The organism is Ruminococcus bicirculans (ex Wegman et al. 2014), assembly GCF_000723465.1.
Lineage (GTDB): Bacteria > Bacillota > Clostridia > Oscillospirales > Ruminococcaceae > Hominimerdicola > Hominimerdicola aceti.
The window spans coordinates 96,482-109,406 of record NZ_HF545616.1 but is presented as its reverse complement, the minus strand read 5'-3'; the positions used below and the strand labels follow the sequence as shown (position 1 = coordinate 109,406).

Here is a 12,925-nt window from a genome sequence, read left to right as displayed (position 1 = left end):
CTAGTCGCCCTCCGCCTTGTTAGGCAGCGTAAACACAAATTCCGTATACTCGTTCTTAACGCTTCGTACCATTATCTTGCCCCCGTGGAGCTTTATGATAGAACGCACGATATTAAGTCCCAATCCAACGCCCGTCTTGTCAAGTCCTCTTGACTTATCGGTCTTATAAAATCTGTCGAACACCAGCGGAAGCTCGTCCTCAGACAGACCCTCACCGCTGTTTCTGATAGAAATGCTTGTCATATTGCCCTCAGGCTCAAAGTGAAACTCTATATAACCGCCCTTGTCAACGAACTTTATGGCGTTCTCTATGAGGTTATACATGACCTGATGAACAAGGTCGTTATCCGCATAAAGGGTCACTCTGTCAACATCAAGACCCCTTATCTCTATCTGCTTTTCCTCAAGCCTTGGCTCAAAAGTCACAAGGGTATCGACTATAGGCTCAAGCACAGAGAAATACTGCAAATTAGGTTTAAGCTCGCCTGCCTCGATCTTTGCAAGATTGAGCATACTTCTTACGAGCCTTGCAAGTCTGTGTACCTCAGAGGAAATTATCTTAAGATAATATCTCTCCTGCTCCTTTGGTATGGTGCCGTCAAGCAGACCGTCCACAAAACCGCCTATAGACGTCATAGGCGTTCTAAGCTCATGAGAAACGTTCGCAAGGAAGCTATTTCGCATGGTGTCATAGCTTTTCAGGCTGGCAGCCATATCGTTGAAAGCGTTGCTGAGCTGTTCAAGCTCCGAGGTAGAATAATCAGGCAGCGTGACAGAAAAATCTCCTGCTCCTATCTTCTTTGACACCTCCGCTATCTCCTTTATAGGCTCTGTAAGCTTCAGCGTCATGAAATATACCAGAAACATTACTATGACCAAAACTATTATAGCGGAAACTATAAATATTTCCATTATGTTGTAGGTGTAGTCGTCCTGAGCCGCCTTTGAGCTGAATGCAAGCACATAATATTCAGGTCCATTCGCTTTGAACGACTTACCTATCACATGATATATAGCATCGAAAGCTCCTCCGAGATCCGAATAAACATACTCGCAATTGTCAGAAAAAGCTTCAAGCTCATGGACAGATATATTATGAGGGCTGCACACAGGATCCTTACTGGAGTTCACAAGCACTGCTCCCGTAGAGTCGCACAAGATAAAATCAGCGTTGCACGCCATTGAATACTGCATCATCTCATCTGTCACCGACTTTTTCCAGTCGGCAGGCTGAGCCAGCATTTCTTCCTGCGTATATAAAGCAAGAGCCTTGGTGTTTTTCTCCAACAGGCTCTTTTTTTCATCAATAAAATACCTTGAAGAAACCAGCAGTAATACCGTTCCTAAGCACACAAAGCTTATAAGTATTACTGCTGAACAAATTACAAAGTATTTAAAGAATATGCTTTTACGATTACTCATGCGGTGTTTCAGCAACTTCAAACTTGTATCCTACGCCCCATACAGTTTTAAGTGCCCACTTGTCAGAAACGCCCTCAAGCTTCTCACGCAGACGCTTAACGTGAACGTCGATAGTTCTCGAATCGCCGTAATATTCAAAGCCCCATACCTCATCAAGGAGCTGATCTCTTGTATAAACTCTGTTCGGATTTGAAGCAAGGTGGAACAGAAGCTCAAGCTCCTTCGGCGGTGTATCAAGCACCTGACCGTTTACTCTCAGCTCATATCTTGTCATATTAACTGAAAGCTTGTCATACTTGACTTCCTTTATCTCAGCTTCGCCTGATGACTGACCTACTCTTCTGTAAACAGCCTTTATTCTTGCGATAACTTCCTTTGTATCGAAAGGCTTTACGATATAGTCGTCAGCTCCAAGCTCCAGACCAAGCACCTTATCAAATGTTTCTACCTTTGCGGTTATCATGATGATAGGCACGTTGGACTTCTTTCTTATCTCACGGCATACCTGCCAGCCGTCTATACCAGGCAGCATAATGTCAAGCAGTATGATGTCAGGCTTAAGAGCGTTGAATTTTACCACTGCTTCCTCACCGTCATGTGCAAGTATTACTCCATAGCCCTCCTTTTCAAGGTAAAGCCTGAGCAGCTCGCAGATGTTCTTATCATCGTCTACTACCAATACTCGTCCAAGCGACATATTTCATCTTCCTTTCGTTTATTTACTTCTTTTCATGCCCATTATTTCAAATTTTCGCACTTCTGAAAATTTGAACAAAAGGCAATAATTATTCAAATTGATATAAGTATTATAACAAATTCACAAACCCATTGTGTGAATATTTATTTAATTTTTTATTAAATATCATAATTTGCTTCAATTTTAAGCGGACGTCTGCAACAATATGTATATATTTAATTTAATTAATCAATACTTTTGGATTTTACTTACAAAAGCATTGAGGATATTATTTGATTTTTGTAAACCATGTCATAAAATATTACCCATTCCATACAAACAGCCTCCGCAGGATAACTACGGAGGCTGTAAATTATATCAGATATTAGTCATGGGAGCTTATTAGTACATACCGCCCATTCCGCCTGCACCTGCTGCTGCGGCTGCCATAGCAGCGTCAGCCTGTGGGTCCTTCTTGTCTGCAACAAGGCTCTCTGTAGTGAGCACCATTGAAGCAACAGAAGCTGCGTTCTGGAGAGCTGAACGTGTAACCTTAGTAGGGTCAACGATACCTGCAGGTATCATGTCAACATACTCAGAAGTATAAGCGTTGAAGCCGTAGCCGACCTTTCTTGAACGGATTATCTTGTCTATGATAACGCTGCCCTCAAGACCTGCGTTCACTGCGATCTGTCTAACTGGTTCTTCAAGAGCCTTGTAAACGATCTGAGCGCCTGTCTTTTCGTCACCGCTGAGCTTGTCAACGAGCTTCTTAACTGCTGGCATAGCGTTGATAAGAGCTGTTCCGCCGCCTGCTACGATACCCTCTTCAACAGCTGCCTTTGTAGCTGCCAGAGCGTCCTCGATCCTCAGCTTCTTCTCTTTCATTTCTACCTCAGTTGCAGCACCGACCTTGATAACAGCTACGCCGCCTGAAAGCTTAGCAAGTCTTTCCTGAAGCTTTTCTCTGTCGAAATCAGAAGTTGTGTTCTCGATCTGTGACTTGATCTGACCAACTCTTGCCTTGATATCGTCGCTGTTGCCTGCGCCGTCAACAATGATAGTGTTCTCTTTCTGAACGACTACCTGTCTTGCTCTGCCCAGCTGCTCCATAGTTGTTTCGCTGAGTTCAAGACCAAGTTCAGATGAAATTACCTGACCGCCTGTGAGGATAGCGATATCCTGGAGCATTTCCTTTCTTCTGTCGCCAAAGCCAGGAGCCTTTACAGCTACGCAAGTGAAAGTACCTCTCAGCTTGTTTACAATAAGAGTTGAAAGAGCCTCGCCCTCAACGTCCTCGGCAATGATAAGGAGCTTCTTGCCAGCCTTTACGATCTGCTCGAGAAGTGGAAGAATTTCCTGAATGTTAGAGATCTTCTTGTCTGTGATAAGAATGTAAGCGTCATCAAGGACAGCTTCCATTTTATCTGTATCTGTTACCATGTAAGGTGCGATATATCCTCTGTCGAACTGCATACCCTCAACAACTTCGCTGTAAGTTTCAGCAGTCTTTGACTCCTCAAGAGTGATAACGCCGTCAGCAGTTACCTTTTCCATAGCCTCAGCGATAAGCTTACCGATGTTCTCATCAGCGGCAGAAACAGCACCTACTCTAGCTATCTCCTCAGAGCCTTCTATCTTCTTTGAGTTAGCGACGATAGTTTCAACAGCAGTATCTACAGCCTGATCCATACCTTTCTTAAGTACCATTGGATTAGCACCTGCTGCGATATTCTTCATACCCTCTCTAACAAGAGCCTGAGCAAGCAATGTAGCTGTTGTTGTACCGTCACCGGCAGCGTCGTTAGTCTTAGTAGCGACTTCCTTTACAAGCTGTGCGCCCATGTTCTCGAATGGGTCGTCAAGCTCGATCTCCTTAGCTATAGTAACACCGTCGTTTGTGATAAGAGGAGCACCGTACTTCTTATCAAGAACTACATTTCTGCCCTTAGGTCCCAGTGTTATCTTAACAGTGTTTGCGAGCTTGTCGATACCGCTCTGCAAAGCTTTTCTTGCGTCTTCGCCAAAAATTATATCCTTAGCCATTGTAAATTACCTCCGTTTATATACTATTTAAAATGCAGTGAAATTAGTCAACAACTGCGAGAATGTCGTCCATTTTAACGATAATGAACTCTTCACCGTCCAGCTTAACATTAGTACCGCTGTACTTAGAGATAAGCACCTTGTCGCCCTTATTAACACCCATAGTAACGTCCTTTTTACCAGGGCCTACAGCTATTACCTCTGCGACCTCAGGCTTTTCCTTAGCCGAGCCTGTGAGAATGATACCACTCTTTGTGGTTTCCTCAGCCTCTGTCATCTTAACTACAACTCTGTCCTGCAATGGTTTGATTGCCATGATAAGTTCCTCCTTTTATGATACCTTTTAATATACTGAATTAAGATCCTTCGTGGTCGCATCTATGTTTTCAGCACTCTCACGATCGGATTGTTAGCACTCAGTCTTTCTGAGTGCTAATTATATTTTAGCACCTTTTTCGCAAAATTCAAGTCATTTAAGGTCATTTATGTGATTTTTGTAGGGTTGCACAATATCTATCAAGCTAAAAATTGATTTCAGAAGCATATTGTACAATTTATTGTGGGGTATTGCAGGTCTGAAATCAGATTTTCGAGTGGGAATAAATGTATTCAATGGAGGTATACGTATCAACAGTATCCATAATTGTAGGGGACGACGCCCTCGGCGTCCCGATATTCCTCACCAATTGAATTAACGGAGATTATCACAACAATGTCACCCCGAATAATTCAACATCGAAGATACCAAAACCACGGCGTTACCTCTCCGAACGGGACGCCCATTTCTGTGAAACAGGAATTGCGTCGCTCCCCTACAGGTGCGGTGGGCAAGTTTTTCGGTTGCCAAACCGTGTTGTAATTGCGGGCTTGTTCCTTCGACGGGCGAACGGTGTTCGCCCCTACAGTTTTGTTGCCGTAATTTTGTGGTTTTGTACGATTTTTATTCAATTTTCAAGCTTCAAACAAGGTGCAGGAAGTGCTTTTCTGTGCGATCAGAACCTCTCATCGTGTTCACCTAACTCACGTTGACAAAATGTTTCCTCATACACTGCTGCCTTGCAGGATATTCGATTTGGGATAATACCCTTATACTTATCCCGAAAAAGGGGTAATTTGTTGCATAAAAAATGCAACAATTGCAGAAATGTTGCCAAATTAAAAGATAAATCATTTGTTTGCACAAGTTTAGTTGTCAAAATTTGTGCAGTTATTACACAAAATTATTACAGAAATATTGATGAAAATACGGGAAAAAATAGTGTGTCTATGCAGTTATCCCACAATTTTAATATATATCAATATATGCAATTTTGATAAAAAACAGTTGACAAACGGGTGCGATTTGGTGTATTATTGTATTGTAATCGTTTAATCGTTAAGATCAAACAATAATATATTCGGAGGTCAAAATTATGGCAGAGTATTTTAAGGATATTCCAAAGATCAAGTATGAGGGTGTAAACTCAACTAATCCCCTCTCTTTTAAGTACTATAACCCAGATGAGGTTGTAATGGGCAAGACTATGAGAGAACAGCTCAAGTTCGCTCTTTCATGGTGGCACACAATGGGCGGCGACGGCACTGATATGTTCGGCTGCGGCACTACTGACAAGACTTGGGGCGAGGCTGCTCCTGAGGCAAGAGCTAAGAAGAAGGTCGATGTTGCTTTCGAGATAATGGACAAGCTTTCTATCGACTATTTCTGCTTCCATGACCGTGACCTTTCTCCTGAGTACGGCGATCTCGGCACCACTAACGCAAAGCTTGCTGAGGTAGTTGACTACATAGCTGAAAAAATGGCTGCTGACCCTACTAAGAAGCTTCTTTGGGGTACTGCTAAGTGCTTCGATCACCCAAGATATATGCATGGTGCAGGCACATCACCTTCTGCTGATGTTTTCGCTTATGCGGCTGCACAGATCAAGAACGCAGTTGACGCTACTATCAAACTTGGTGGTAAGGGCTACGTTTTCTGGGGCGGAAGAGAAGGATATGAGACTCTTCTGAACACAAACATGGGTCTGGAGCTTGACAACATGGCAAGACTTATGAAGATGACAGTTGATTACGCTCGTTCAAAGGGCTACACTGGTGATTTCTACATCGAGCCAAAGCCAAAGGAGCCTACAAAGCATCAGTATGATTTCGATACAGCTACAGTTCTTGGATTCCTGAGAAAATATGGTCTTGACAAGGACTTCAAAATGAACATCGAGGCTAACCACGCTACACTTGCCCAGCACACTTTCCAGCATGAGCTGAGAGTTGCAAGAGATAACGGTGTATTCGGTTCTATCGACGCTAACCAGGGCGACCCACTGCTCGGTTGGGATACAGACCAGTTCCCTACAAACGCTTATGACGCTACACTTTGTATGTACGAAGTTCTCAAGGCAGGCGGCTTCACAAACGGCGGTCTGAACTTTGACGCTAAGGCAAGAAGAGGCTCATACACAATGGAAGACATTTTCCTGAGCTACATTGCAGGTATGGACACATTTGCACTTGGTCTTAAGGCTGCTGCAAAGATCATTGAGGACGGCAGACTTGACAAGTTCGTTGATGACAGATATGCAAGCTGGACAACAGGCATTGGTGCAGACATCATTGCAGGTAAGGCTGACATGGAGAGCCTTGAGAAGTATGCAGTTGAGAAGGGCGAAGTTACTGACTCACTTTCAAGCGGCAGACAGGAATATCTGGAGAGCGTACTCAATCAGATCATGTTCAATCTTTAAGCAGGGGCGTGCCCCTGCACCCATATCCGCTATCATTCGTGGCAGCGGATTTTTTTATCGCCGCCCATATCATTTTTTACGCTGTGATAAAATATGAAAGCGTGCCCCTGCACCCATATCTGCTATCATTCGTGGCAGCGGATTTTTTGTACAAAAAAAGAGCGGAGTTTTTTGCTCCGCTCTTTGCTTTTTTTCATTACTTTTCTTTTCTTGAGAGTTCCTGCAGCTCCTGTTCATACTGTGAGAAGCCCTCAACAGACTTCATAAGCTCGTCCTCAACGTGTTCTTCATGATTATCCTTAAACACAAACTTCAGGAATACCGGTGTGATTATCGTTGTTGCAACCACCATGATGATGATAGGTGCGAAAACCTCGTCGCCCATAAGTCCAAGCTTCTGTCCTTTAGCCGCTACTATAAGTGCGACCTCGCCTCGTGAGATCATACCCATTGCTATCTGCAAGCTTTCCTGATTTGTATACTTACAAACCTTTGCGCCTAGTCCGCAGCCTATTATCTTTGTGATTATTGCCACAGCAAGGAGCAAAACTGTAAACAGCACCATTTTGCCGTTCATGTTGATACCGTTCATTGTAAGACCGATGCTTGCAAAGAACACTGGTGAAAGGAACATATACGAAAGTGTTTCAAATCTGTTTGAGATATACTTTACGTCCTTTTCGCTTGAAATTGCAAGACCTGCAACAAATGCGCCTGTGATATCTGCTACGCCGAAAAGCTCTGCTACATACGCCATGAGCAGGCAGAAAACGAAGGAAATGATAACGTGACGTCTAAGGTCTTTTTTATCTCTTTTTCTCCACTTTGTGAACACGACATGGTAAACGACTGTACAGCCGATAGCCACTGCAAAGAACGCTACTATCTTAATAAGAACTGTTGCAACGTGAACGCTTGTATCTGCAAGGCTTGTGATAAGGGTCAATGCGATGATACCAAGGATATCGTCTATGATAGCCGCACCGAGAATGGCATTACCTGCTCTTGTAGAGAGCTTGCCAAGCTCTTTCAGAGTTTCTACTGTGATAGAAACTGATGTTGCAGTAAGCACAACGCCTATGAAGAGGTGCTGCAGGAATGGTGAGCAGGCGAGCTTATCGCCCTTGCCTACGCCCATTGCAGCGGCAAGTCCAAGTCCGCCGAACATTGGTACGATAACGCCAAGAAGAGCGATTATGAATGAGGCTTTACCAGTCCTTTTAAGCTCCTTAACGTCTGTTGTAAGTCCTGCGGTGAACATCAGCACGATAACGCCGATTTCTGACAGTTCTGAGATGAACTCAGTTTCTTTTACAACATTAAGAACAGCAGGTCCGAGTATTACGCCCGCCAACAACGCACCGACTACCTGCGGCAGCTTCATTTTCTTTGTTACAAGTCCGAGAATTTTGGTCGAAAGCAGTATAAGTGCAATAAACAATATGTAGCTGTATTCTTCCATGATTTTACTTCCTTTCCACGCCGCCACTATATGACGTTAATGCGTAAAAATAACGATCTACAGCATTTTACTCTCTGCAAATCGTCATTGATTTTCCGTATCTTATTATAGCATTATGCCGCACTATAGTCAACAGACAGCACAATTTGTTCACAAAAAAGAGCAACAAAAAAGAGCCGCAAAAGTCGGCTCTTTTTGTGATTATTTTATCAAAGTTTGTTTATACAGCTTTTTTGCCGTTAGGGAATATCTTATCCTCGCAGATACCTGCCATTTTCTCTATAGCAGGCTGTATATCCAGCCACAGTCCGCAGCCGTCGTCCTGACCGCTTGTTTTCCATGCAAACACGCCGTTCCAGCCATTGTTGTAAGCGTCCTCATAAGCTGAGGTGATGTCGAAATCGCTGTCGCTTGCAACGGCCGGGCATTCGCCTATAACGCAAGGCTTTGTACCGTCAAGGCCAAAGTCTGTTGGAGATTCGCTGAAAGGATATCCCCACATTCCCTGCATCCAGGTGTACCAATGAGTTGAATAGAAGTCAACATAGGCAAGGCTCTTGTCATACTTATCACCGCTCAAAACGTCCTGAAGCGCGCTGTCGGATATTTTGTTGCCCTGCTGGCTGTCGGAGTTATACTTTATCATACCCATGCCCACGGTTACGAGAACGTCTGAATTTGCATGGATAGCTGCGGCTGCCTTTGCATAATACTGCTCCAGATAGAGCCAATCAAGCTTGCCACACTCTTCATTTTCAACTATCCAGTCAGGCTCGTTACAAAGGTCCACAGACCAGAAATAGTCGCTCTTGCCGTATCTTTGAACGAGAGGAACTATATAGTTATCTACAAACATATCTGTCTTGTCGCTGTCCTGAATGAGCGTTCTCCAAGCCTGATAATTCTGGTTCTGATCCTTGAAGTTATCAAAGGACTGAACTGTTGCCATTATATAGATCTGATACTGCTCTGCAAGATAGAACAGATTGTCAAGATCCTCCCAATGAGCTGTTGTTGCACCGTCAAATGTACCGTCTGCTGAGATAGCCATACCAACGTCGCCGTTGCAGATTATCCAGATCCTTGCGGCATTTACGCCTGAATTGTGAAGCTTCTGGAAATGATCCTGCCAGAACTCAAAATTAAAGCCTCCGCCAAAGTCGTTCCACTTATCCCATGGAGCGTTCACTCCATTGAACCAAAGCTCCTTGTCGCCCACCATGAATTTTGTTCCGTCGATCTTGACTTTCGCTGAGCCGTCGGTCGTTGTTGCATAATCCTTTTCAGGCATTGCAGTTTCCGAAACAACGGCAGAGCTGTTGTTTGATTTGCTTTCAGCCTTTGAGCTTGAGGAATTATCTCCGCAGCCCACGGTCGAAACAAGCATCAGCACTGCAAGTGATGATGCAAGCCACTGTTTAACTTTCATAAAATATACCTTCCCTTTCTTTGGACTAAAGTTTTGAACACATTTGATTATAGCACAATACTGCTCCATTTTCAATAGCAAGATCTGATTTTTTTGCAGATAATATCCTCTAAAATTTTAACATTGTATAATTATATTAGCTCTAATAATCGGCAATTTTTCATATAGTGATTAAAAATATGAACATTTGAGATTTATACACAAAAAGAATGTATGTTATTTGTTTAATAAGCGTATTCTAATTTGAACAGAGATGTGGTATAATGAAAGACACTGATGAGGTTAATATTTTATATATGAAAGGACGGGAAAGAATGAAATCAGTATCAAAAAGATACCTGAGCTTTATTTTATCTCTTTTAATGGCAATGACCATATTTATTGGTCTTGACCTTGGGGATATAAATGCGCAGGCATTGTCGGGAGATACTCTCAAAAACGCTGACACGGAAGCCATACTTGAGGATATGGGTCTGGGCTGGAATTTGGGCAACTCTCTTGACGCAACAGGCGGTTCAGGTCTTGACACGGAAACATCGTGGAGCAATCCTAAAACAACTCAGGCTCTTATAGACAAGGTAAAGTCTTTAGGCTTCAACACAGTGAGAGTGCCTGTTTCATGGGGCAAGCACGTATCGGGTGACAACTACACTATCGACTCAGCATGGCTTGCAAGAGTAAAGGAAGTAGTTGACTACTGCTACAAAAACGATATGTATGTTATTTTGAATATTCATCATGACACAAAGTCTTCTGCAAGCGCTTCGGGAGCAGGATATTATCCAAGGTCTTCTGCATATTCAAGCTCTGAGAAATTTGTTACGAGCGTATGGTCACAGATGGCAGAATATTTCAAGGATTATGACTATCATCTTATATTTGAAACCCTTAACGAGCCTCGGCTTATTGGCACAGGCTATGAGTGGTGGTTCAACAAGTGGAGCATTCCGTCAGAGGTAAAGGACGCTATCGACTGCATTAACAGGCTCAATCAGAAGGCTGTTGACACCATAAGAAACACAGGCTCAAACAACAAGGGCAGACTTATCATGTGTCCCGGTTACGACGCTTCCATAGACGGGGCAACTGTTTCAGGCTTCAAGCTTCCAACAGATATCTCAGGCAACAAAAACCGCATCGCTGTATCAGTTCACGCTTACAGCCCTTACAACTTTGCAATGAATGTTGGTTCAGGCTCGACCTCTACATATACATCTTCAATAAAGAGTGAGCTTCGGGACCTTTTCAGCACGCTGAAAAGCAATTTCCGTGACAAGGGTATACCTGTTGTTATCGGCGAGTTTGGCTCAACAGACAAGAACAACACTGCGGAGCGTGTAAAGTGGGCAACAGACTACACTGCGCTTGCAAAAAAGAACAACATTCCATGCGTACTGTGGGACAACAATGCTTTTGCAGTATACAACGGGAGCAGCATTGTTCTCAACAGTGAATATCACGGCTACATAAACAGAAAAAACAACACTGTTACAAGCCCTGCAAAGGACGTTATCGAGGCTCTTATGAAGCCTTACGGCAAAAAAGCAGATCTTAACTGCTCTTCAAGCGTTACCATAGTTGCGGGACAGAGCAAGAACATTGGCGCAAGCTCATCAACAAGCGGTGCTGTTCTCACATACAAAAGCACGACTCCGTCAATATGCACTGTTGACAAGAACGGAAACGTGACCGCTCTCAGGACAGGCACAGGATATGTTACTATTACGGCTTCTGCAAACGGTTATGACAGCGTTTCAAAGGACGTTAAGATAGTTGTTTCAAAGAAGAGCCTTAACAACGGACTTCTTACGCTTTCAGAAACAAGCTATGTTTATGACGGCACATACAAAAAGCCTGCGGCTACAGTTACGTTTGGCGGCAAGGTGCTTCAGGAAGGCAAGGATTACACTATCTCATACAGAAACAATCTGAACGTTGGCGTTACAACTGTTATCGCGACAGGCATGGGCGACTACACAGGTTACACATCAAAGAACTTCACTATCACAAAGCGTGCAATGGCAGGCGGAACAGTTTCAGTGGCTTCAAGCGTTTCATTCACGGGAAGCAATATTACTCCGTCAGTTACAGTAAAGGTAGCAGGCAGGACGCTTACAAGCGGCACTGACTACACAGTTTCATACTCAAACAACAAGAACGTTGGCACGTCAAACGTTTATGTATACGGCAAGGGCAACTATTCAGGCTCTCTGAGCGCTAAGTTCGACATTGTTCCTGCAAAACAGCAGATACAGAAGCTTGAAACAAAATACAAGGGCTTCTATATTGATTGGGCGCAGAAAGGCTCTGCAACGGGATATGACATTGAGTATTCTGTAAACTCAAACATGAGCGGTGCAGTGTCAAAGCATTTGACAGCAAACAAGCCTGACACGCTGACAGTAAGCGGTCTGTCAGGGGACAAGACATATTATGTTCGTGTTCGTTCTTACACAAACGTAAACGGCAAGGTATACTACGGCGCATGGTCTGATATAAAGAGCATAAAGACAGCTAACAACGACATCACAAAGGCTACTGTTTCGGGCATTTCCACAAAGGCGTTCACAGGAAAGGCTATTACACAGAACGTAACTGTAAAGGTGGGAAACACTGTTCTTAAAAACGGCACTGACTACACAGTTTCATACTCCAACAACAAAAAAGTTGGCAAGGCTACTGTAAAGATAACAGGCAAGGGCAAGTATGGCGGAGTTATCACAAAGACGTTCAAGATAAATCCTGCAAAGCAGGAGATACAGAAGCTTACGGCTAAGTCAAAGGCATTCTTTGTGGATTGGGCGCAAAAAGGCTCTGCTACGGGATATGAAATTCAGTATGCAACCAACTCAAAGTTCACTGGTGCAAAGAAAGTGGCTATAACAAACAACAAGACAGACAAGACCACTGTTTCAAAGCTTTCGGGCAACAAGAAATATTACGTTCGTGTGAGATCTTACACAACTGTAGGTGGCACAAAGTATTACGGTTCTTGGTCGGCAACAAAAACTGTCACTACAAAGAAATAAGGCTATATTGGCATAATGAAAATACCGACGGCTCGGGTTGAGCGGTCGGTATTTTTTTGCGATATTTTTCAGTTTGTGGGGAAGCTAGGCGGGCGAACGCTGTTTGCCCCTGCATGGGGTTGG

8 protein-coding genes are annotated in these 12,925 nt (G+C 43.6%); 2 read left to right on the top strand and 6 right to left on the bottom strand.

Annotated elements, in window-relative coordinates; translation table 11 throughout:
- The 4 genes from RBI_RS00445 to RBI_RS00430 form a co-directional block, all read right to left on the bottom strand.
- A complete protein-coding gene (locus RBI_RS00445) occupies positions 1-1,422 on the bottom strand; it encodes a sensor histidine kinase (RefSeq protein ID WP_038670254.1) in 1,422 nt (473 codons plus the stop codon).
- Entirely contained in the window at positions 1,415-2,119 is a 705-nt protein-coding gene (locus RBI_RS00440) for a response regulator transcription factor (RefSeq protein WP_022288718.1), read from the bottom strand. The genes RBI_RS00445 and RBI_RS00440 overlap by 8 nt, the downstream gene beginning before the upstream one ends.
- Before the next feature lie 381 nt (positions 2,120-2,500).
- Positions 2,501-4,144: a chaperonin GroEL gene (groL, locus tag RBI_RS00435; protein WP_038670252.1), complete on the bottom strand. Its 1,644-nt coding sequence runs from the start codon at positions 4,142-4,144 to the stop codon at positions 2,501-2,503.
- 43 nt (positions 4,145-4,187) lie between these two features.
- Positions 4,188-4,460, bottom strand: coding sequence for a co-chaperone GroES (locus tag RBI_RS00430; RefSeq protein ID WP_022288719.1), 273 nt, complete (start codon positions 4,458-4,460; stop codon positions 4,188-4,190).
- Positions 4,461-5,556: 1,096 nt separating this feature from the next.
- On the opposite strand from RBI_RS00430, the gene xylA reads away from it, so the two are divergent.
- Positions 5,557-6,882, top strand: a complete 1,326-nt coding sequence (gene xylA, locus RBI_RS00425; RefSeq protein WP_038670249.1) for a xylose isomerase — start codon at positions 5,557-5,559, stop codon at positions 6,880-6,882.
- A 196-nt stretch (positions 6,883-7,078) separates the two neighbouring features.
- Here xylA and RBI_RS00420 read toward each other — a convergent pair whose 3' ends face one another.
- Together RBI_RS00420 and RBI_RS00415 are read right to left on the bottom strand one after the other, a co-directional pair.
- A complete protein-coding gene (locus tag RBI_RS00420) occupies positions 7,079-8,344 on the bottom strand; it encodes a cation:proton antiporter (RefSeq protein ID WP_038670248.1) in 1,266 nt (421 codons plus the stop codon).
- Between the two features lie 220 nt (positions 8,345-8,564).
- Positions 8,565-9,773, bottom strand: coding sequence for a cellulase (glycosyl hydrolase family 5) (locus RBI_RS00415; RefSeq protein ID WP_038670246.1), 1,209 nt, complete (start codon positions 9,771-9,773; stop codon positions 8,565-8,567).
- A 314-nt stretch (positions 9,774-10,087) separates the two neighbouring features.
- Between RBI_RS00415 and RBI_RS13835 the strand changes: the two genes are divergently transcribed.
- On the top strand, positions 10,088-12,802 hold the full coding sequence (locus RBI_RS13835; RefSeq protein ID WP_242843648.1) for a cellulase family glycosylhydrolase: 2,715 nt from the start codon (positions 10,088-10,090) through the stop codon (positions 12,800-12,802).
- Positions 12,803-12,925: the final 123 nt, after the last annotated feature.

Bases quoted from the DNA above. Each gene is read 5' to 3' on its own strand.
- RBI_RS00445 (WP_038670254.1), bottom strand. From the start codon at position 1,422: ATGAGTAATCGTAAAAGCATATTCTTTAAATACTTTGTAATTTGTTCA.
- RBI_RS00440 (WP_022288718.1), bottom strand. From the start codon at position 2,119: ATGTCGCTTGGACGAGTATTGGTAGTAGACGATGATAAGAACATCTGC.
- groL (WP_038670252.1), bottom strand. From the start codon at position 4,144: ATGGCTAAGGATATAATTTTTGGCGAAGACGCAAGAAAAGCTTTGCAG.
- RBI_RS00430 (WP_022288719.1), bottom strand. From the start codon at position 4,460: ATGGCAATCAAACCATTGCAGGACAGAGTTGTAGTTAAGATGACAGAG.
- xylA (WP_038670249.1), top strand. From the start codon at position 5,557: ATGGCAGAGTATTTTAAGGATATTCCAAAGATCAAGTATGAGGGTGTA.
- RBI_RS00420 (WP_038670248.1), bottom strand. From the start codon at position 8,344: ATGGAAGAATACAGCTACATATTGTTTATTGCACTTATACTGCTTTCG.
- RBI_RS00415 (WP_038670246.1), bottom strand. From the start codon at position 9,773: ATGAAAGTTAAACAGTGGCTTGCATCATCACTTGCAGTGCTGATGCTT.
- RBI_RS13835 (WP_242843648.1), top strand. From the start codon at position 10,088: ATGAAATCAGTATCAAAAAGATACCTGAGCTTTATTTTATCTCTTTTA.